This is a genomic window from Paenibacillus sp. J22P277, from assembly GCF_059383675.1.
In genome coordinates this window covers 146671-167704 of the sequence record NZ_JBXENS010000001.1, presented here as the reverse complement: position 1 = coordinate 167704, position 21034 = coordinate 146671, and the positions used below count along the sequence as shown (strand labels likewise).

The 21034-nt window shown below is 55.5% G+C and carries 20 protein-coding genes; all 20 read left to right on the top strand.

What is annotated here, in order from left to right; all coding sequences use genetic code 11:
- Positions 1–26 precede the first annotated feature (26 nt).
- The 20 genes from rnpM (at position 27) to AC50YL_RS00665 (ending at position 21028) form a co-directional block, all read left to right on the top strand.
- Complete coding sequence (rnpM, locus tag AC50YL_RS00760; RefSeq protein WP_494829751.1) at positions 27–347, top strand: RNase P modulator RnpM; 321 nt, start codon at positions 27–29, stop codon at positions 345–347.
- Positions 328–663 carry a L7Ae/L30e/S12e/Gadd45 family ribosomal protein gene (locus tag AC50YL_RS00755; RefSeq protein WP_494828525.1) on the top strand — a complete coding sequence of 112 codons (336 nt, stop codon included), beginning with the start codon at positions 328–330 and terminating at the stop codon, positions 661–663. The genes rnpM and AC50YL_RS00755 overlap by 20 nt, the downstream gene beginning before the upstream one ends.
- A complete protein-coding gene (gene infB, locus AC50YL_RS00750) occupies positions 656–3595 on the top strand; it encodes a translation initiation factor IF-2 (protein ID WP_494828523.1) in 2940 nt (979 codons plus the stop codon). The genes AC50YL_RS00755 and infB overlap by 8 nt, the downstream gene beginning before the upstream one ends.
- 7 nt (positions 3596–3602) lie before the next feature.
- Positions 3603–3965, top strand: a complete 363-nt coding sequence (rbfA, locus tag AC50YL_RS00745) for a 30S ribosome-binding factor RbfA (protein ID WP_494828521.1) — start codon at positions 3603–3605, stop codon at positions 3963–3965.
- A complete protein-coding gene (locus AC50YL_RS00740; protein ID WP_494828519.1) occupies positions 3962–4972 on the top strand; it encodes a DHH family phosphoesterase in 1011 nt (336 codons plus the stop codon). Before rbfA ends, AC50YL_RS00740 begins: the two co-directional genes overlap by 4 nt.
- Complete coding sequence (truB, locus tag AC50YL_RS00735; protein ID WP_494828517.1) at positions 4969–5886, top strand: tRNA pseudouridine(55) synthase TruB; 918 nt, start codon at positions 4969–4971, stop codon at positions 5884–5886. Before AC50YL_RS00740 ends, truB begins: the two co-directional genes overlap by 4 nt.
- Positions 5887–5913: 27 nt before the next feature.
- Positions 5914–6870, top strand: coding sequence for a bifunctional riboflavin kinase/FAD synthetase (locus AC50YL_RS00730; RefSeq protein WP_494828515.1), 957 nt, complete (start codon positions 5914–5916; stop codon positions 6868–6870).
- Positions 6871–7035: 165 nt separating this feature from the next.
- Entirely contained in the window at positions 7036–7305 is a 270-nt protein-coding gene (gene rpsO / locus AC50YL_RS00725; protein WP_161696834.1) for a 30S ribosomal protein S15, read from the top strand.
- A gap of 259 nt (positions 7306–7564) precedes the next feature.
- The gene (gene pnp, locus AC50YL_RS00720) at positions 7565–9670 is read left to right on the top strand and encodes a polyribonucleotide nucleotidyltransferase (RefSeq protein WP_494828513.1); all 2106 of its coding nucleotides are present in this window, start codon (positions 7565–7567) and stop codon (positions 9668–9670) included.
- 121 nt (positions 9671–9791) lie between these two features.
- On the top strand, positions 9792–10790 hold the full coding sequence (locus tag AC50YL_RS00715) for a polysaccharide deacetylase family protein (protein WP_494828511.1): 999 nt from the start codon (positions 9792–9794) through the stop codon (positions 10788–10790).
- Between the two features lie 54 nt (positions 10791–10844).
- The gene (locus AC50YL_RS00710) at positions 10845–12110 is read left to right on the top strand and encodes a M16 family metallopeptidase (protein ID WP_161740254.1); all 1266 of its coding nucleotides are present in this window, start codon (positions 10845–10847) and stop codon (positions 12108–12110) included.
- Positions 12091–12534, top strand: a complete 444-nt coding sequence (gene dut / locus AC50YL_RS00705; protein WP_494828509.1) for a dUTP diphosphatase — start codon at positions 12091–12093, stop codon at positions 12532–12534. Before AC50YL_RS00710 ends, dut begins: the two co-directional genes overlap by 20 nt.
- Positions 12535–12795: 261 nt before the next feature.
- Positions 12796–13695 carry a dipicolinate synthase subunit DpsA gene (gene dpsA / locus AC50YL_RS00700; protein ID WP_494828508.1) on the top strand — a complete coding sequence of 300 codons (900 nt, stop codon included), beginning with the start codon at positions 12796–12798 and terminating at the stop codon, positions 13693–13695.
- Positions 13692–14279 (top strand): dipicolinate synthase subunit B, encoded by a 588-nt coding sequence (locus AC50YL_RS00695; protein WP_161740250.1) that lies wholly within the window; start codon positions 13692–13694, stop codon positions 14277–14279. Before dpsA ends, AC50YL_RS00695 begins: the two co-directional genes overlap by 4 nt.
- Before the next feature lie 74 nt (positions 14280–14353).
- Positions 14354–15394 (top strand): aspartate-semialdehyde dehydrogenase, encoded by a 1041-nt coding sequence (locus AC50YL_RS00690; protein ID WP_494828506.1) that lies wholly within the window; start codon positions 14354–14356, stop codon positions 15392–15394.
- 72 nt (positions 15395–15466) lie between these two features.
- A complete protein-coding gene (gene dapG / locus AC50YL_RS00685; RefSeq protein WP_494828504.1) occupies positions 15467–16696 on the top strand; it encodes an aspartate kinase in 1230 nt (409 codons plus the stop codon).
- Between the two features lie 142 nt (positions 16697–16838).
- The gene (dapA, locus tag AC50YL_RS00680) at positions 16839–17702 is read left to right on the top strand and encodes a 4-hydroxy-tetrahydrodipicolinate synthase (RefSeq protein WP_494828502.1); all 864 of its coding nucleotides are present in this window, start codon (positions 16839–16841) and stop codon (positions 17700–17702) included.
- A gap of 451 nt (positions 17703–18153) precedes the next feature.
- Positions 18154–19833 carry a ribonuclease J gene (locus tag AC50YL_RS00675; RefSeq protein WP_494828501.1) on the top strand — a complete coding sequence of 560 codons (1680 nt, stop codon included), beginning with the start codon at positions 18154–18156 and terminating at the stop codon, positions 19831–19833.
- Between the two features lie 212 nt (positions 19834–20045).
- Positions 20046–20807: a ClpP family protease gene (locus AC50YL_RS00670; RefSeq protein ID WP_494828500.1), complete on the top strand. Its 762-nt coding sequence runs from the start codon at positions 20046–20048 to the stop codon at positions 20805–20807.
- Positions 20804–21028: a YlzJ-like family protein gene (locus tag AC50YL_RS00665; protein ID WP_494828499.1), complete on the top strand. Its 225-nt coding sequence runs from the start codon at positions 20804–20806 to the stop codon at positions 21026–21028. Before AC50YL_RS00670 ends, AC50YL_RS00665 begins: the two co-directional genes overlap by 4 nt.
- Positions 21029–21034 lie beyond the last annotated feature (6 nt).

The following is a 21034-nucleotide window of genomic DNA, read 5'->3' as shown; positions in this document are numbered from 1 at the left end:
TAAGCGCGTATCAGGAGGGATGAATGGTGAGACCGAGAAAAATTCCGCTGCGCAAGTGCGTGGCTTGTCAAGAAATGAAGCCGAAAAAAGAGCTCATCCGGGTCGTGCGAACGCCGGACGAAGCCGTCCTGATCGATTTAACGGGCAAAAAAGCGGGACGCGGCGCTTATCTTTGCGGCAAGGTGGAATGCTTCAGGCTGGCGAAGAAAAGCCGGGCGCTCGACCGGGCGCTGAAGCAAACGGTCGGACCGGAAATCTACGATCAGCTTGCGCGGGATTTTATCGCCGTCGAGGAAGAGTTTAACGCCGGTAAGGATGCGATGGACGATGAACAAGAAGAAGCATAAAGCGCTCGCCATGCTCGGCATGGCGATGCGGGCAGGCAAACTGGAGACCGGCGATGAAACCGTATTGAAATCCGTCAGGCAAGGAAAGGCGAAACTCGTCATAGTTGCGGCGGATGCATCAGATAATACGAAGAAGAAGTTTCGGGACAAATGCGCGACGTACAATACGAAATGCATGGAAGCTTTCGACCGGATCGCGCTCGGAGAAGCGATCGGCAAATCGGAGCGGGTCATTCTGGGTTTGACGGATGCCGGCTTCGCCAAGAGTATCGTCCAAAGCTTAACTGAACCTACGGAGGTGGCGTATATTGACTAAACAACAAGACAAAGACAATAAAGATAAATTGCGCGTATACGAATACGCGAAATCACTCAGCATGAGCAGCAAAGAAATCATTACCATTCTAAAACGTCTCAATCTGCCCGTGAACAATCATATGAGCGTCATGGAGAATGAGATGGTTTCGAAGGTGGAAGGTTTCTTCCGCGATATCAAAGCGAACGCAGCAGCCAAACGCGCGCAGGAGAACGCGACGATTTCGGCGGCGCAGTCGTCCAACCGCCCAGGGCAGCAAGGCCAGCAGGAGCGCAAGCCTCAGCATACGCTCAACGCATCCGTGCAGCAGGGGCAAGGAAACAAAAATACGAATGAAAAACAGGGGAATACGACTATTTCACATACAACTGAATCAAACACGACCGCGGCATCTTCCGCGAATACGACGACAAGTCAGGCGCCGGCCAGCTCGGCTTCGACCGCGCAATCATCGGGCAGTTCATCGGCAAGCAGTGATAACAACAATCAGCGTCCGCAAGGCCAAAGCGGTCAAGGCAACCGTCCGCAAGGTCAGGGCAGCCGCCCGCAGGGCCAAGGCGGCGGCTATCAAGGGAACCGTCCGCAAGGCCAAGGCAGCGGCTATCAAGGGAACCGTCCGCAAGGTCAAGGCAGCGGTTATCAAGGCAATCGTCCGCAGGGACAGGGCAGCGGCCAAGGCGGAGGCTATCAAGGCAATCGTCCGCAAGGTCAAGGTACCGGTCAAGGCGGTCAAGGCAGCCGTCCGCAAGGTCAAGGCGGCGGTTACCAAGGGAATCGTCCGCAAGGACAGGGCAGCGGCCAAGGCGGCGGTTATCAAGGCAACCGTCCCGCAGGCGGCGGAGGCCAAGGCGGTTATCAAGGCAATCGACCGGCAGGCGGTAGCAGTCAAGGCGGAGGCCAAGGCGGATTCCGTTCGTCCTCCGCACCGGCGCAAAGCCAACCGGCGAGCCGCGGCGGAAGCGGCGGCACCACGAGCGCTCCGGCGCGCACGTTCGATAACAATCGCGGACCTTCTTCGGACGATCGGAGAAGAAACAATCCGAAAGCATCGAATAATTCGTACAACAGCAACAAGCGTTTCGACGATAACAGCCGGTCCGGCAATTTCAAGAACCGCGGGGGCAAGAATAACCGCGGCAAAGGCGGACAACAGCAGGAACGCCGCGAGAAAATCGATAACACGCCGAAGAAAATCATCGTCCGCGGCACGGTAACGGTCGGCGATTTGGCTAAATTGCTGCATAAGGATGCTTCGGAAGTCATCAAGAAGCTCATTACGCTCGGTGTAATGGCGACGATCAACCAAGAGGTCGATCTGGATACGGTTCAATTGATCGCATCCGAATACGGCGTCGAGGTCGAAGTCAAGATCCCGGTCGAAGAAGATCAATTCGAGACGATCGAGGAGAAGGACGACGAGGAATTGCTCGAAGCGCGTCCTCCGGTCGTGACGATCATGGGTCACGTCGACCACGGTAAAACGACCTTGCTGGATGCCATTCGCCAAACGAACGTTACGAGCGGCGAAGCAGGCGGCATCACGCAGCATATCGGCGCATACCAAGTCGAGATTAACCATAAGAAAATCACGTTCCTCGATACCCCGGGTCACGAAGCGTTTACGCTCATGCGCGCCCGCGGCGCTCAAGTAACGGATATTACGATTATCGTCGTTGCGGCAGACGACGGCGTTATGCCGCAAACCGTCGAAGCGATAAACCACGCGAAAGCGGCGAACGTGCCGATCATCGTGGCCGTCAACAAAATCGATAAACCGGGCTCCGATCCGGACAAAATCAAGCAAAGCTTGACCGAGTACGGTCTCGTGCCCGAAGAGTGGGGCGGCGATACGATTTTCGTCAACGTCTCCGCGAAACAGCGCATCGGCCTCGAAGAGCTGCTTGAAATGATTCTGCTCGTCGCCGAAGTGAACGACTACAAAGCGAACCCGAACAAACGGGCGCGCGGTACGGTCATCGAGGCAGAGCTCGACAAAGGCAAAGGGCCGGTCGCGCGTATCCTCGTGCAACATGGTTCGCTTAAGATCGGCGACGCCTTCGTTGCCGGCAATTGCTTCGGCCGCGTCCGCGCCATGGTCAACGACAAAGGCCGCCGTCTGAAGGAAGCGGGACCAAGCACGCCGATCGAGATCACCGGTTTGACGGAAGTGCCGCAAGCGGGCGATCCGTTCCTTGTATTCGAAGACGAGCGCAAAGCGCGCGCGATCGCCGATCGCCGTGCCATCAAGCATCGCCAAACCGAGCTGGGCGCGAATTCGCGCGTAACGCTCGAAGATTTGTACAATCATATTAAAGACGGCGAGATCAAGGATCTCAACGTTATCATCAAAGCCGACGTGCAAGGTTCTTCCGAAGCGCTCAAAGGCTCGCTCGCGAAGATCGACATCGAAGGCGTTCGCGTCAAAATCATTCACAGCGGTGCAGGTGCCATCACGGAATCGGATATCAATCTGGCTGCTGCGTCGAGCGCGATCGTCATCGGCTTCAACGTTCGTCCCGAACCGCAGGCGCTCGCAACGGCAGAGCAGGAGAAAGTGGATATTCGTCTCCACAGCATCATTTACAACGTGATCGACGAGATCGAGCACGCGATGAAAGGCATGCTGGATCCGGTATTCAAAGAAGTGGTTATCGGCCAGGCGGAAGTCCGCAATCTGTTCAAGGTGACTAAAGTCGGCGTTATCGCAGGTTGTATGGTCATTTCCGGCAAAATCGCGCGCAATGCGAAGGCCCGCTTGATCCGCGGCGGCATCGTGGTGTTCGAAGGCGAAATCGAATCGCTCAAACGGTTCAAGGACGACGCCAAGGAAGTGGCCCAAGGCTACGAGTGCGGTATTACGCTCGATAGGTACAATGACCTCAAAGAGGGAGACGTTATCGAAGCCTTCATCATGGAGTCCGTAGAGAGGTGATTGACTGATGGCCAAAGTCCGCGTAGGACGCGTAGGCGAACAAATCAAGAAAGAGCTCAGCACGATCATCCAAACCGAGCTTAAGGATCCGCGTATCGGATTCATTACGGTGACGGGCGTGGAAATCACGAACGACCTGTCGCAGGCGCGCGTATACCTGAGCGTGCTGGGAAGCGACGAGCAGAAGGAAGAGACGCTCAAGGCGCTGGCGCGCGGAACCGGATTTATCCGCTCGGAGCTGGGCAAACGCATTCGATTCCGCCATACGCCGGAGCTGCTGTTCAAGTTCGACAGCAGCATCGAGTACGGCAGCCGAATCGAATCGCTGCTGACGAACATCAATTCCGGCGGCGGGAGAGACGAGCAATGACCGCCGCGAACGCGGCGGCATTTTCAGCCGCTTATCGAGCGCAGCTGCGGGAAGCATTGGATTTTATCCGAGCAGGCAGCAGATTTCTAGTCGTCTCGCATGTTCAGCCTGACGGAGACGCCATCAGCTCGACGCTCGTCGTCGGCTGGCTGCTCCGCCAGCTGGGCAAACCGTCGATGTTGATCAATGAGGGCGCCGTCCCGGTTCGTCTCCATTTCCTGGAAGCGTCAGGGTCCGTCATCCACTACGGCAAGCAGCCGCCGGACGAGAAATTCGACCGCGTCATCGCAGTCGATTGCGCGGATTTTCGCCGGATCGGTACCGTCAAGGACAGTTTCGCGGAACAGGCGCAGCTGCTGAATATCGACCATCATCCTACGAACGATGCCTTCGGCACCCATAATTTAATTCGGGTCGATGCCGCGGCAACGGTTGAAATTTTATATGATCTTATCGAGTATGCAGGCATTCCGTTCGATAAAGAAGCGGCGACGGCGATCTACACCGGTCTCCTGACGGATACCGGCGGATTCCGATATTCCAATACGAGCCCGCGCGTCATGCAGGTCGCCTCGCGAATGCTCGCCGAAGACGTGACGGGGCATTGGATCGCCAACCATCTGCTGGAGCGCATGACCAAGCCGCAATTGCTGCTGCTGCAGCGGGCGCTTAGCAGATTAACGTTTTCCGACGACAATCGGATCGCTTGGCTGTACGTGGCCTTTGTCGATATGGCGGAGACCGGAGCGGTCGGCGACGATTTGGAAGGTCTGGTCAACTACGCGCTCAACGTCGAAGGCGTGGAAGTCGGAATCCTGTTCAAAGAAACGGAGAACGGCGAAGTGAAAGTGAGCATGCGTTCATCGGGAAGAGCCGATGTGGCGGTGATCGCGCAATCCTTCGGCGGCGGCGGACATGTGCGTGCAGCGGGCTGTCGGCTGCAGCATGACATTCAAGCCTCCATCGCATCTGTCGTGCAGGCCGTAAGAGAGGCGCTGAGCGCATGATAGATGGCATTTTGGCGGTTTGGAAGCCGGCGGGCTGGACCTCTCATGACGTCGTCGCGAAAGTCAGAGGGATCCTGAAGGTCAAGCGCATCGGACATACCGGTACGCTGGATCCGCAGGTGACCGGCGTTCTGCCGCTTTGCATCGGACGGGCTACCCGTGTCGTGGAGTATGTGCAAGAACGGCCTAAAGCCTACGAAGCCGTCATGCAGTTCGGACTGGCCACGGATACGGAGGATTTGACCGGCACGATCATCAAGGAGATGCCCGAAGTCCGGATCACCGAAGAGCAGATTCGGGAGGTTTTGGCATCCTTTATCGGCGAGATCGATCAGGTACCCCCGATGTATTCGGCGGTCCGGGTAGACGGCAAACGATTGTACGAACTTGCGCGGGAAGGTCGGGTCATCGAACGGCAGTCCCGTAAAGTGACCATTTACGAGCTGGATTTGTTAGAGCTTGAGCTGGACCAGCCGCATCCAGTCATTCGTTTCTCCGTCGTCTGCTCGAAAGGAACGTATATCCGAACGCTTTGCGTCGATATCGGCGAGAAGCTACGCGTGCCGTCCGTAATGGCCCGACTGACGAGGACGATGTCGGGCGGGTTTACGCAGGAAGATTGCCTGACGCTTGAAGAAATCGCGGCGTTAAAAGGCACGATTGCGGACAGGTTAACCGCTGCGGATGAAGCGCTGGATCATTTCCCGCGTGTTACGGTCAGCGCCTCCGACGTGCAGCGCGCGTTCCAAGGCAAGCGGATTTCGCTTCAAGGCATTGTGAACCAAGAGCCTTTTGGAGTGGACGCGTTGCTTCGAGTATATGGCGAAGACGGATTGTTTGCAGGTATATTTCAGCCGGATGAGGAATCCGGAACGCTTAAGGCCGTCAAAGTATTTACGCCGACGGCAGACTAGCAAGTTGATAAAGCAGGTGTGACTGCAGTGGAAATTATTTCTTTACAGTACCCGATTGCGGAATCGGAAGCCGCCCGGGCTGCTCTGCCAAAGACGTTGGCCATCGGGCATTTCGACGGCGTTCATCGCGGCCATCAAAATGTCATCGCGAAGGCCATTTCATCGGCTCGGGCGTTCGGTCTCCAAGGGGCTGTGATGACGTTTCATCCTCATCCTAAACAAGTTCTCGGCCGGAGTGAGCAGTACGTCGCCTGTTTGACGCCGCTCGACGAGAAGGTCGAGCGGTTTCGCAGGCTGGGGGTCGATGTCGTGTATATCGTTCAATTTGATTTGGATTTTGCCAAGGTTTCGCCGTCCGAATTTGTCGGCAACGTGCTGCGGCCGCTGCAGGTGAAACGGGCCGTCGTCGGCTTCGATTTCACGTTCGGCGCCAAAGGCGCCGGCAAGCCGGAAACGTTATGGGCGCTTGGCGAACCGGATATTGAGGTGGATATTGTGGAACCATTCATGCAAGACGGCGATAAAGTAAGCAGCACGCGCATTCGCGAAGCGCTGATGAACGGACGTCCCGAAGAAGCGGCGGAACTGCTTGGCGAGCCTTACTCCGTTCGCGGCGTTGTCGTGCAAGGCGAAGGCAGAGGCAGGAAGATCGGTTACCCGACGGCGAATATTCAACAGGAAGATGGCTTCTTCATTCCGCGTCAGGGCGTATACGCGATCATGGCGGAGACGGATGGGCAGCGTTATTCGGGCGTATTGAACATCGGCGTCAAACCGACCTTCCACGATAACTTGACCGAACCGGTCATGGAAGCGCATCTGTTCGATTTCGGCGGCGATCTGTACGGCAAGACCGTATCCGTGCAATTCATTGCTTTTTTGAGGACGGAGAAGAAATTCGGATCCATCGATGAACTCATCGCTCAAATCCATTCCGACGCCGATCAGGCGAAGGCGTTGTTAACGGCTTACGACAAGAAATAGGAAGCGCATTTACTTCTTGCTTTCAGGTATGGTATACTCTAAGACGTTGCGTAGTCACAGACTGACATCGGTATGCGCAGCAATTGAACCTTAGCTTGGCCTGTCCGTCATTCACCGGGCGCTGGCGAGGCTAACGGCGATTATGAAACAAGGAGGTGAACACGGATGGCACTTACGCAAGAACGCAAACACCAATTGATCGACGAGCACAAAACCCACGCGAACGATACGGGATCCCCGGAAGTTCAAATCGCTATCCTGACGCAAAACATCGTCAACTTGACAGATCATCTTCGGACGCACAAGAAAGATCACCACTCGCGCCGCGGTCTGCTCAAAATGGTTGGTCAACGCCGTAAGCTGTTGGCTTACCTGAAGAACAAAGACGTACGACGTTACAGCGCATTGATCGAAAAACTCGGCCTTCGCCGATAATAGATGCGGGGATAAAAGCAACCTGGTTGTTACGCCGCCCGGGAATGACGGGCGGCTGCGCTGGGTTGCTTTTTATAAATATCGCTTCGCGTGCATACATACATCGACATGATGAGCTCCGTGCGGAGCTTGAATCTCCAAATGAAAACAGAACCGGCTTGTCTTCTTCAGCCGGGCTTTCATATAAGGACACATAAAAAGTAGACTATTATCGATGGGACGCTCCTGAGGGTGGTCCATTGCAATGAGGAGGAAATATATGCTGCATCGCGTAGAAACAACATTGGGCGGCCGCCCGCTGATTCTTGAAACGGGACGCCTGGCGAAGCAAGCGAACGCCGCGGTGACGGTCAAATACGGCGAAACGGTTATTCTGTGCACCGTCGTTTCGTCAGCCGAGCCGAAGAATCTCGACTTTTTCCCGCTTACGGTCAATTACGAAGAGCGTTTATACGCAGTAGGCAAGATTCCGGGCGGCTTCATCAAACGCGAAGGCCGGCCGAGCGAGAAGGCCATTCTGGCGAGCCGGCTGACGGACCGTCCGATTCGCCCGTTGTTCCCGGAAGGCTTCCGCAACGAAGTCCAAATCGCGAATATCGTCATGAGCGTGGATCAGGATTGCACCCCCGAAATCGCGGCGATGATCGGAACGTCCGCGGCGCTTACGATTTCGGACCTTCCGTTCAACGGACCGATCGGCGGCGTTATCGTAGGTCGAATCGACGGCCAATTCATCATCAACCCGACGGTGGACCAGGAAACGAAGAGCGATGTATATGTCGTCGTCGCGGGAACGAAAGACGCCATCATGATGGTGGAAGCGGAAGCAAACGAAGTGCCGGAAGAAGTGATCCTTGAAGCGATCATGTTCGGTCACGACGAGATCCGCCGTATCGTAGCTTCGCTGGAAGAGCTGCAAGCCCTTGCCGGCAAAGCTAAAATGGAAGTCAAACTGCATGCTGCAGACAGCGCAGTGGATGAAGCGGTTCGCGCAGTCGCCCAAGGGCGTTTGGTCGAAGCGGTCCGAGTCACGGAGAAGCATGCGCGCCAGGAAGCGATCGATGCGGTGAACGCAGACACCATCGCGCATTTCGAAGTGGAGTATGCCGAGACGCCAGAATTGCTTGGCGACGTGAAAGAAGTCCTGTACGATATCGTCAAGGAAGAAGTTCGGCGCTTGATCACGCATGACAAAGTTCGTCCGGATGGACGGGCTCTGAGCGAGATTCGCCCGATCGAATGCGACGTCGCGCTTCTGCCGCGCACGCACGGTTCCGGCTTGTTCACGCGCGGTCAAACGCAGGCCCTCAGCATTTGCACGCTCGGCGCGCTTGGCGACGTTCAAATCCTGGACGGCATCGACCTGACGGAAACGAAACGGTTCATGCATCACTATAATTTCCCGCCGTTCAGCGTCGGCGAAGCCAGACCGCTTCGTCCTCCTGGCCGCCGCGAAATCGGCCACGGCGCACTGGGCGAACGCGCCTTGTCGAAAGTCATTCCGAGCGAAACGGAATTCCCGTATACGATTCGTCTGGTGTCCGAGGTTTTGGAATCCAACGGTTCCACCAGCCAAGCCAGCATCTGCGCGAGCACGCTTGCGATGATGGATGCCGGCGTACCGATCAAAGCGCCTGTCGCGGGCATCGCGATGGGTCTGATCAAGGATGGCGACCATTTCTCCATTTTGTCGGATATTCAAGGCATGGAAGACCATCTCGGCGACATGGACTTTAAAGTAGCCGGAACGGCGGCTGGCGTAACGGCCATCCAAATGGATATCAAAATCGACGGCATCGACCGCGCGATTCTGGCGCAGTCGCTCGAGCAAGCGCGCGAAGGCCGCATGCACATACTCGGCAAGATGAACGAAGTCATGCAGGCGCCGCGTACAGCCTTGTCGCAATACGCGCCGAAGATCGTGATCATGCATATCAATCCGGACAAAATCCGCGACGTTATCGGATCCGGCGGCAAAATCATCAATAAAATCATTGATGAAACCGGCGTTAAAATCGATATCGAGCAGGACGGCACGGTGTTTATCGCGTCTTCCAACGCGGAAGCGAACGAGCGCGCGAAACAAATCATCGAAGGCATCGTTCGCGAAGTCGTGGTCGGCGAGGTTTATCTCGGAACGGTTAAACGCATCGAGAAATTCGGCTGCTTCGTCGAGATTTTGCCGAACAAAGACGGTCTCGTGCATATCTCCCAAGTGTCTACGGAGCGTATCGCGAAGGTCGAGGACGTCCTGAAGATCGGCGATCAAATCACGGTCAAGGTCACGGAAATCGACGCGCAAGGCCGTATCAATTTGTCCCGCAAAGCGGTGCTGGCGCCTGAAGTGCCCGCACAACAATCTTAATCGCGTACGAACCGCAAGGAGGCAGGTGAACCTGTCTCCTTTTTTGTTGCCGCATTCGCTTGTTCTTCTCATATTGTGGGCCGAGCCATAATAAGATGAAGGAGAAGGGTGGGACAACGCGATGAAGCTCAAGAAAGGGATCATCATGCTATTGACCATGTGCGCGGTGCTGATCGCGGTAAGGCTGAACGCGCCGATGTCGGCTTACGTGTCCGCGGTCAAGCAAGGGGATATGGCGGTATTTGCCTCGGCGATACCGGAGCCCTCGGCGCAAGGCAAAGCGTCCCTGCGCGAGATGATCCAATCCGAAGCCGAGAAGAGACGCGTTGCTCCGGTGGATGCACGGGTGGACCGCGTATGGAAAGCCATTCCGGGCTATAACGGCCTTGAAGTCGACGTGGACAAAACGTATCGGCTGATGCTTCATGCGCCGGAGAACGAGCCGATCCGCTTGGTGTACCGGGAAGTGGAACCGAAAGTGACATTGGAAGATCTAGGCCGCGTCCCAATATACAAAGGGAATCCGAGCAAACCGATGGTCGCGCTGATGATTAACGTCGCATGGGGCAATGAGTATATTCCCTCCATGCTCCGGACGCTGAACAAAGAGAACGTCAAGGCGACCTTTTTCTTCGACGGCTCCTGGTTGAAGAAAAATCCCGACATCGCCAAGCAAATTCAAGCGGAAGGGCATGAAATATCGAATCACGCGTACACGCACCCCAATATGAGCCAGTTGGACCGCAATGCGGCGTACAATCAGATCGCGAAGACGGAAGCGCTGCTGCAATCGACGCTCCAAGTGAAGAATCATTGGTTTGCGCCGCCGTCGGGCGATTTCAATCAGATGACCGTCGATGTCGCCGCCGAGCAGGGATTGAAGACGGTGCTGTGGACGCTGGATACGGTAGATTGGACGCATCCGCCCGCGTACTCGATTATTCAGAAAGTCCGCACGCGCGTGGAACCCGGTTCGCTCATCCTCATGCATCCGACGGATTCGTCCAGTCAAGCGCTGCAGGGAATGATCTCGGCCATCAAGGCCAAAGGGCTGATGCTCGGCACGGTCAGCGACACGCTTTCCGCCAAACGGGTATCCTTAGTTGAGGCGGCACCATAATTTTGTTATAGTGAAGTCATTAATTTCATGCTGTTGCCGTAGGAGGAGTAAGGATTGAACAACTATAAGCTTAGCAACGGCCTGAGAGTCGTTGTGGAATACATTCCGACCTGCCGTTCCGTGTCCTTCGGGATATGGGTAAAAACCGGGTCTCGCAACGAGACGCCGGAGAACAATGGTATTTCCCACTTTATCGAGCACATGCTGTTCAAAGGCACGGAGCGGCATAACGCCAAAGACATTGCCGATCTGTTCGACGGACTCGGCGGCAACGTCAACGCCTTTACGGCCAAAGAGTACACCTGTTATTTTGCCAAAGTGCTGGACCAGCATCTGCCGATCGCGGTGGACGCGCTTGCCGACATGTTCTTTAATTCCAAGATGGATGCAACGGAATTAAGCAAAGAGAAGAATGTCATCCTGGAAGAAATTTCGATGTACGAGGACACGCCGGACGACAAAGTGCATGACGAAGCGTCTCGCGCGGCATACGGCGATCATCCGCTGGCTTACTCCATCCTTGGCTTGGAAGAACGGTTGAACGCCATGGACGGCGATGTCTTGCGCGGGTACATGAACAGCCATTACCGGATCGACAATACGGTCGTTTCCGTTGCCGGCAACGTCGAGGAAGCGGCACTGCTCGAGCTGTTGGAGAAGCATTTCGGCGCATTCAAGACGACGGGTTCCGAGCTCGAAGTGACAACGCCGGTCTTTAGCGGCAATTATTTGTTCCATAAGAAGAAAACGGAGCAAAATCATATTTGCATCTCGTTTCCGGGCTGTTCGATCGCGGATCCGCTGCAGTACGCGATGATTCTGCTGAACAATGCGATCGGCGGGGGCATGAGCTCCAGGCTGTTTCAGGAAATCCGGGAGAAGCGCGGACTCGCCTACTCCGTCTACTCGTACCATACCTCGTACGCGGACAGCGGGCTGTTCACCGTCTACGCGGGTACGGCGCCGAAACAGACGAAGGAAGTGCTTGACCTAACGCTTGAACAAATGCACGATTTGGCGACGAAAGGCCTGACGGACGCCGAGCTGCAGCGCGGCAAGGAACAGCTGAAGGGCAGCCTGATCCTCAGTCTCGAGAGCACGAGCAGCCGCATGAACCGGCTGGGCAAGAACGAGTTGATGCTCGGCCGCCACTTTACGCTGGATCAAATGCTGGAACGGATCGACGCGGTGCAAATGGGCGATATTCGGGAAGTGACGAAACGAATCTTGTCCGTGCCTTTCTCGGTTGCGATGGTCGGAAGCAACGACAAGGCGGCTGCCGCCATCGGGAGGGACTCGCTTGTTTCAAGTATTGTTTAAGCGCCTGCCCGGCAACGAAGATATGCAGCTGCCGCGGAAAATGTCCGAATTGGCCGCCGGGTTCGATCTGCATGCCGCCGTTACCGAGCCGGAAACGCTGCATCCCGGGGAGCGCAAACTGATTCCCACCGGATTCGCGATGGCCATGCCCGCCGAGCTCGAGGCGCAAATCCGTCCGCGGAGTGGCCTGGCGTTCAAGCACGGCATTACTTGCTTGAATTCGCCGGGTACGATCGATGCGGATTATCGCGGCGAAGTGAAGGTGCTGCTCGTCAATCTCGGTCAGCAGCCGTTCACCATCGAACGCGGTGAACGCATCGCGCAGATGCTGTTCCAGCTCGTGCCCGAGGTCGCGATCTCCGAGACGGAGGAATTGCCCGATACGGTGCGCGGCTCAGGCGGATTCGGACATACCGGCATTTAGCGGATGACTGTCAAATGAATAACGAAAGTTGATTGCATAAAAGCATCGGAGCCCAGGCTCCGCTGCTTTTTCTTTTTTGCTTAAAAGGGCCTATCGTTCTCACCTCGCTCTGGGCGGGTGCATAAGATGGTCTATAACCAAGAGCGCACACTGTCAACCGTGCAGCCTTTACGCGGGCTGACGGTTTCAGTTTGTACTGCCGACCGAACCGCTGGCAAGAAGCAGCGCGGATCGGTTGCTGTTGAAAGGAGTGATACCTTTATGCTGACAGGAGTTCAGGTCGTGCTGCTCGGCGGCGACGCGCGGGGACTGGAGGTCATCCGAAAGCTGACCGAGCTCGATGCAACGGTAACGGTCGCGGGATTCGATCAACTGCATTCGTCGTTGGACGGCGCGGTTCGGGCGGAGTTGGGCGATGCGTTGTTCGCGAATGCGGATGCGCTCGTGCTGCCCGCGGTAGGAACAGATGACGACGGCAAAATCGTAGCCGTATTCAGCGACCAAGAGTTGGTCCTGACCGATGAATACGTCGCAAAGCTGCCGAAACATTGCAAGGTTTATGCGGGCATGGCCAAACCATATCTTCGCAATCTTTGCGCAAAGCATGATATAACGCTGGTTGAACTGTTCGACCGCGACGACGTGGCGATTTACAATTCGATTCCGACCGCGGAAGGCGCCGTCATGATGGCGATCCAGAACACGGATATTACGATTCACGGTTCCTCCTGCATGGTGCTCGGCATTGGGCGGACAGGGATGACTTTGGCGCGGACGCTGCAAGGACTCGGCGCGAAAGTGAAGGTCGGCGTGCGCCGCGAAGAACATTTCGCGAGGTCGTACGAGATGGGCTTCGAGCCTTTCTACATCAAGGATTTGCAGCAATACGCAGGCAACATCGACTTGCTTTTTAATACAATTCCGACTATGATAGTCACAGCGCAAATTATAGCAAATTTGCCCTCTAGAGCGGTCATTATCGACCTTGCTTCCAAGCCCGGCGGAACGGATTTTCGCTTTGCCGAGAAGCGCGGAATCAAGGCTTTGCTCGCCCCTGGCCTCCCGGGAATCGTCGCACCCAAAACAGCTGGACGCATCATAGCGGATTGTTTAAGTCGATTGATTTTGGAAGATACCAGGTTACGGGGGAATGAGCAATGAAGTGGCAAGGAAAAACGGTGGGCTATGCGCTCTCCGGGTCTCATTGTACGTTCGCGGAGGTTATGCCGGTCATTCAGCGGTTCGTGGACGAAGGCGCGAACGTCGTTCCGATCGTCACGCAGACGCTCATCACGACGGATACCCGCTTCGGCACGGCAGCGGAATGGCAGCGCCAGTTGAAGGGCATTACCGGCAATGAAATCATTTCGACGATTGTCGACGCCGAGCCTCTTGGCCCTTCGAAACTGCTCGACGTGCTTGTGATCGCCCCTTGCACGGGCAATACGACGAGCAAGCTGGCGAACGCGATGACCGACAGTCCGGTCCTGATGGCGGCCAAAGCGCAGATGCGCAATCAGCGCCCGCTCGTACTGGCCATCTCGACCAACGACGGACTCGGTTTGAATGCGGCGAACATAGCCAAACTGCTAGTTTGCAAAAACGTATATTTCGTACCGTTCGGACAGGATAACCCGATCCAAAAACCGAATTCCCTGGTTGCCAAAATGGAACTGGTCCCGGAAGCTTGCGAAGCCGCTTTGAACGGTCAACAGCTTCAGCCGCTGCTGATCGAACGGGCGTGATCTAGCAAGTCAACGACGTATCACACGGAGCAATCCTTGACATAAGTTCTTTCTTGAAGGGGAGACGACAACCAATGTCGCAGCAGAAATTGTTTAACGTCGCCGTAGTCGGGGCGACAGGCGCAGTAGGAGAACAAATTATCAGGTTGCTCGAGAAACGCGATTTCCCGATCGCTGAACTTAAATTGCTGTCATCCGCCCGTTCCGCGGGCACGAAGCTTACGTTTAAAGGCAAGGAATATACGGTCGAAGAAGCGACTCCGGATAGCTTTACGGGCGTTGAAATCGCTTTGTTCAGCGCGGGCGGCGACGTGTCGAAAGCACTTGCCCCCCACGCTGTGGAACATGGCGCCGTTTGCATCGACAACACGAACGCGTACCGCATGGATCCGGATACGCCGCTTGTCGTGCCCGAAGTCAACCTCGATAAAGTGAACGAACATAAGGGCATCATCGCCAATCCGAACTGTTCGACCATTCAATTGGTTGCGGCGCTTAAGCCGCTGCAGGACCGGTACGGCATTTCTCGCATTATCGTATCCACGTACCAAGCGGTATCCGGCGCTGGCAGCCGGGCGATCGACGAGTTGCTTCGCCAAACGCGCGAAGTACTGGACGGCAACGAAGCGAATCCCGATATTTTGCCGGTAGGTTCGCTGCCGGTGAAGCATCAAATCGCGTTCAACGCGATTCCGCAAATCGATAAGTTCCAAGAGAACGGTTATACGCTGGAAGAAATGAAGATGGTTCGCGAGACGAAAAAAATCATGGACGACGAATCCATTGACGTCACGGCCACCTGCGTGCGGGTTCCTGTCGTATACGGTCACTCGGAATCGGTTTATGTAGAACTCAAAAACGATTATGAACTGGAAGACGTCAAGAATCTGCTTGCTGACGCTCCGGGCGTCGTACTGGTCGATGACCCTGCAGGTCAACGTTACCCGCTTGCCACGGATGCAGCCGGGAAGCCTGAAGTGTTCGTTGGTCGTCTTCGCCGTGATTTGGGCCATGCACGCGGCCTCAACTTATGGATCGTATCTGACAACCTGCTTAAAGGCGCAGCATGGAATGCAGTTCAAATCGCGGAATTCATCGCAATCGAGAAAGAATAAATACGCCTAGCAGAGAGGTTGTCACACGGGACGATCCGACGGGCTTCACAGTCGGATAACGGAGGTTTGACCATGCGCATCCTCGTGCAGAAGTTCGGCGGTACTTCATTGTCTTCGCCTGAAGCGAGGGCTCTCGTGATTCAGCATATCCAAAGGGAACGGCAACGACAGTACGGGATCGTCGTTGTCGTCTCTGCCATGGGGCGAAAAGGCGATCCGTACGCAACGGACACGCTGCTCTCCCTGATTGCCCAGCACGGCGATTCTCTGCCGGCCAAGGAACGGGATATGCTTCAGGGCTGCGGCGAAATTATTTCCGCGTCGGTGCTGTGCAGTTTGCTGCGCGCAGCCGGCGTGCCGGCCATTGCGTTGACCGGCGGCGGCGCGGGCATCATAACGGACAATCAGTTCGGCAAAGCGCGGATTTTGCAAATCCGCACGGATCGGATTCATCAGGCGCTTCAATCGGATCACGTCGTTGTCGTGACCGGCTTTCAAGGGGTCACCGAATCCGGAGATTTCACGACACTCGGCAGAGGCGGAAGCGATACGTCGGCGACGGCGCTCGGTGCTGCGCTTCGCGCGGAGCGCGTGGATATTTATACGGACGTCAACGGAATTCTTACGGCGGATCCCCGCATCGTCAAGGATGCACGTGCGTTGTCCGTGATCAGTTATTCGGAAGTGGGCAATATGGCCAGGCAAGGCGCGAAGGTCATTCACCCGAGAGCCGTCGAGATCGCGCAGCAGGCCCGTATCCCGCTTCGCGTGCGGTCGACTTTCTCGGAGGATGAAGGCACGCTGGTCACGGATACGATCGAAGCGCTGCAATCCGGACCTGTCCGCGACCGGCATGTGACCGGAGTTACGCACGTAAGCGGCGTTACGCAAATTACGGTACAAGCGCAAGACGGCCATACCGACGTGCAGTTGCAGGTATTCCAAGCCATGGCCAGGCATCACATCAGCGTGGATTTCATCAATGTCAATCCGGGCGGAGCGGTGTATACCGTATTTGACCATGACGCGGAAAAAGCGGTATCCGTTTTGCGGGATATCGGCTATGGACCGCGCGCGGTGAGCGGTTGCGCCAAAGTCTCGGTCATCGGCGGCGGCATGAACGGCGTTCCCGGCATCATGGCCCGCATCGTGGAAGCATTGACGGAGAAGGGGATTCCCATCCTGCAATCGGCGGATTCCAATACGTCGATCTGGGTGCTGGTACAGGAAAGCGACATGGCCGATGCGCTGCAAGCGCTCCATGCAAAATTCACGCTGCATGACATTAAAGAGTTGAAGTAAGCTCGAAATAGGCTTACAATGGCGAATAGAATCATTTTTTCAAGATTACGCTTACGATGCGAATGTTTGCTTGCGCAAATATTGGAGATTACGCTTACGATGCGAATATTTGCTTGCGCAAATATTCTGAGGAGGAATAGTTTTGGATTTCGGACGTTTGGTTACTGCGATGGTGACTCCTTTTTCGGCGGACGGTTCGATCGACTGGGATGCGACGGGGCGTTTAATGGACTATTTAATTGAAGATCAACTGAGCGACAGCATCGTCGTCTGCGGCACCACGGGGGAGTCTCCGACGGTCAATGACGAAGAGAAGCAGGCATTGTTCGCGTATGCCGTCAAATACGCAGCCGGACGCTGCAAAATCATCGCGGGAACGGGCAGCAACGATACGGCGCATTCCATCCATTTAACGAAAATCGCGGAGCAATGCGGCGTGGACGCGGTTCTGCTGGTCACGCCATATTACAATAAACCTACGCAAGAAGGCCTTTATCAGCATTTTAAAGCCATTGCCGAATCCACGACATTGCCGGTCATGCTGTATAACGTGCCCGGCCGTACGATTATCAGCTTATCGGCGGCGACAACGCTTCGTTTGGCGCAATTGCCGAACGTGGTCGCCACCAAAGAATGCGCGGGCTTGGACCAATTGACGGAGATCGTCATGGGCGCACCCGAACAATTCCGTATCTACAGCGGTGACGACAGCGCCGGGCTGCCGGCGTTATCCGTCGGTGCGCATGGCATTGTCAGCGTAGCGAGCCATGTTATCGGGAAGCCGATGAAAGCGATGATTCAAGCTTATTTTGACGGCGATGTCGCACGGGCCGCGAGGTTGCACGGCGAGAATCTTCCGATTTACAAAGGACTGTTCGATCTTCCGAATCCGATCCTCGTAAAAGCCGCCTTGGCTCTTCGCGGTCTCCCGGTCGGCGGCGTGCGTTTGCCGCTGATAGCGGCGACCGAAGATGAAGTAGCTGTGCTTCGCCGCGTATTGAACTGAAGCTTTAGTCTCGCGGTCCTATTGGTCGTATTTATAATAAACCGATGCGTGTGCATCGGTTTTTTGCTTTTTCGATTTCGATCGCGATACGCTTGAATCGGGCGCGGTTGACGCTTTTTTCGATGTCCGCCATCGAAAGCGTTCCCACTTGAATCGCCTGCGCGAAGGAACAACGCAAGATTACTTGTTTTTCTTATTTTCAATCATGTATAATGAGAGCAAGTGACGGTGTGCGGCAAAATTTTGAAAAAGTGTAACGCCCGAGTGGCGGCGTTCAACAGCACTAGTTATTGATTGCATGCAGCGGCGTTTCCGAGGGAGGGAACGGCTGCCATGTAATTTGAGTACGGACAATAAATAGGATAGATGAGACAGAGTGTCTTCTTTCGCTGTTTTCACTGCGGACGGGGTACACCTTGTTTCGTACTACGATTAGGAGGTATGGATTCACTTGTCTAAGAAGAACATCCAGGATAAGCTGCTTATTTTCGCCCTAGGCGGCGTTGGTGAAATCGGTAAGAATATGTATGTCATTCAATACGCTAATGATATCGTTGTAGTAGATGCGGGGCTTAAGTTCCCCGAAGAAGATATGCTCGGTATCGATATTGTCATCCCCGACATTACGTATTTGACGGAGAACCGCGATAAAGTAAGGGGTATTCTCATTACCCATGGTCACGAGGATCACATCGGCGGACTGCCGTACGTGCTGAAACACCTCAATGTGCCGATCTACAGCACCAAATTGACGCTCGGCCTGATCGAAGGCAAGCTTAAAGAAGCGGGTTTGCTCGGCGATACGAAACGCATCTTGATCAATGCCGACAGCGAAGTACAGCTCGGCTCGATCAAAGCTTCGTTCTTCAAAACGAACCACAGCATTCCGGATTCGGTCGGCGTATGTTTGGACACGCCGGAAGGTACCGTCGTGCATACGGGCGACTTTAAATTCGACCATACGCCGGTAAACAATCAATACGCGGACCTACAGCGGATCGCAGATATCGGCCGCCGCGGCGTGCTGGCGCTGTTGTCGGACAGCACGAACGCGGAGCGCGCGGGCTTCACGCCGTCCGAGAGCATGATCGGTTCGGAGCTGGAAGACATCTTCCGCAAAGCGACGCAACGCGTCGTAGTCGCGACCTTTGCATCCAACGTGCACCGTATTCAGCAAGTCGTCAACGCGGCGATCGCAACCAAACGCAAAATCGCGGTTGTCGGACGCAGCATGGTCAACGTCGTGACGATTGCCTCCGAATTGGGGTACTTGAACATACCGGAAGGCACGATTATCGAGCCTGAGGAAATCAATAAGATGGCTGCTGACCGCGTAGCGGTACTGTCCACGGGCAGCCAAGGCGAGCCCATGTCGGCATTGACGCGGATGGCGCGTTCCACGCACCGCAAGGTGGATATCATGCCTGGCGATACCGTCATTATCGCGGCGACGCCGATCCCGGGCAACGAGCGTTATGTCGGACGCACGGTGGACGAGCTGTTCCGCTTGGGCGCCAACGTCATTTACGGACCGGGTTCCGTATCCGGCGTGCACGTTTCCGGTCACGGCAGTCAAGAAGAGCTGAAGCTGATGCTCAACTTGATTCGTCCGAAGTACTTCATTCCGATCCACGGCGAATACCGGATGCTTCGTCAGCATGCCTTGCTCGGCGAGGCGGTAGGGATCGAACGCGAAAATATTTTCATCGTCGATAACGGCGATACGGTCGAATTCCAAAATGGCTCCGGCCGCAAAGGCAGCAAAGTACCGGCCGGCAACGTATTGATCGACGGTCTTGGCGTCGGCGACGTCGGCAACATCGTGCTTCGCGACCGCAAGCTCCTCTCGCAGGACGGGATCCTCGTCGTCGTGGTCACGCTCAGCAAGCAAGACGGCACGATTCTGTCCGGACCGGACATTATCTCCCGCGGCTTCGTCTACGTGCGCGAATCCGAAGGACTGCTCGAAGAAGCGAATCGTATCGTAACCTCGACGCTGCACAAGTTGATGAACGACAAGGTCAACGAATGGGCATCGCTCAAAACGAACGTGAAGGATGCGCTCGGCCGTTTCTTATACGAGCAGACGCGCCGTCGTCCGATGATTTTGCCGATCATCATGGAAGTGTAATTCATAGATTGCTTGCAAAATGGTCTTTGGCGAAGCGGAAGCTTCTGCCGAAGGCCTTTTTTGTCGTCTAAGTTTGCATAAGCCTAACCGATACCTTCAACCTGGGCAGACTTGACCTTATTTCCAAGCGCTTGCATAAATCCGTTAGCAGATTCCATACTATGCAGAGCCAGCCAAAGCAAAGCTAGCAAGCATACGGAGGAGGATAAACAATGTGGGAGGAAACAGCTTTTACATCCGAACAGCCGGAGCCGCCGGCCGGAGAGCGTAAACCGCCGATCGGCAACCCGATCGTCGAGACGATTCAGCAATTGGGGCAAACGACGACGCCGTCCGCGGAATCCAACGTTTTTTGCATGACGATTATCGGTCAGGTGGAAGGCCATATCGTCTTGCCGCCGCAAAATAAAACAACGAAATACGAGCACCTTATTCCGCAACTGGTCGCCGCTGAACAAAACTCCAAAATCGAAGGCATCATGATCGTTCTCAATACGGTAGGAGGAGACGTGGAAGCGGGACTTGCCATCGCGGAAATGATCTCGTCCTTGACGAAACCGACGGTGACCCTCGTGCTCGGCGGCGGGCATTCGATCGGCGTACCGATCGCGGTTGCCGGAAACACGTCCTTTATCGCCGAAACGGCCACGATGACGATACATCCGATCCGGTTGAACGGCCTAGTTATCGGCGTGCCTCAGACGTTCGAGTACTTGGAGAAGATGCAGGAGCGCGTCGTGCGCTACGTGACTTCTCACTCGAACGTAACCGAAGACGTATTCAAGGAGCTCATGTTCAAAACCGGCGAGTTGACGCGCGATATCGGGACGACGGTCATCGGCACCGACGCGGTCAAGCATGGATTGATCGATAAGGTGGGCGGCATCGGCCAAGCGCTCCGGGAACTGAACCAGCTTATCGAAGCACGGCGGCAATCGGCAGGCGTTCCGGCGGCGGGAGGGCTTACGCAATGACGATCTATTCGATCATGCCGATGGAGCTCGTCTTCGAAGGCATCCACCAGGAACGCGGGCCGTACGTATCCGTTCAAGTCGGCGACGTACGGCTGCAGCTCGAAGCCGTTTCGCCGGGAATCGGCCGGATCGTCAGGCTTTTGGACGGTCCGCTCGATGCCTACTTGAGACCTGAATTAACGCCAGGCACGATGGTCGCATATGGCCCCGTGACACCGTAAACAAGC

Bases quoted from the DNA above. Each gene is read 5' to 3' on its own strand.
- dpsA (WP_494828508.1), top strand. From the start codon at position 12,796: ATGCTGACAGGAGTTCAGGTCGTGCTGCTCGGCGGCGACGCGCGGGGA.
- AC50YL_RS00670 (WP_494828500.1), top strand. From the start codon at position 20,046: ATGTGGGAGGAAACAGCTTTTACATCCGAACAGCCGGAGCCGCCGGCC.
- rbfA (WP_494828521.1), top strand. From the start codon at position 3,603: ATGGCCAAAGTCCGCGTAGGACGCGTAGGCGAACAAATCAAGAAAGAG.
- rpsO (WP_161696834.1), top strand. From the start codon at position 7,036: ATGGCACTTACGCAAGAACGCAAACACCAATTGATCGACGAGCACAAA.
- dapG (WP_494828504.1), top strand. From the start codon at position 15,467: ATGCGCATCCTCGTGCAGAAGTTCGGCGGTACTTCATTGTCTTCGCCT.
- pnp (WP_494828513.1), top strand. From the start codon at position 7,565: ATGCTGCATCGCGTAGAAACAACATTGGGCGGCCGCCCGCTGATTCTT.
- truB (WP_494828517.1), top strand. From the start codon at position 4,969: ATGATAGATGGCATTTTGGCGGTTTGGAAGCCGGCGGGCTGGACCTCT.
- AC50YL_RS00715 (WP_494828511.1), top strand. From the start codon at position 9,792: ATGAAGCTCAAGAAAGGGATCATCATGCTATTGACCATGTGCGCGGTG.
- AC50YL_RS00665 (WP_494828499.1), top strand. From the start codon at position 20,804: ATGACGATCTATTCGATCATGCCGATGGAGCTCGTCTTCGAAGGCATC.
- AC50YL_RS00695 (WP_161740250.1), top strand. From the start codon at position 13,692: ATGAAGTGGCAAGGAAAAACGGTGGGCTATGCGCTCTCCGGGTCTCAT.
- AC50YL_RS00690 (WP_494828506.1), top strand. From the start codon at position 14,354: ATGTCGCAGCAGAAATTGTTTAACGTCGCCGTAGTCGGGGCGACAGGC.
- AC50YL_RS00755 (WP_494828525.1), top strand. From the start codon at position 328: ATGAACAAGAAGAAGCATAAAGCGCTCGCCATGCTCGGCATGGCGATG.
- AC50YL_RS00740 (WP_494828519.1), top strand. From the start codon at position 3,962: ATGACCGCCGCGAACGCGGCGGCATTTTCAGCCGCTTATCGAGCGCAG.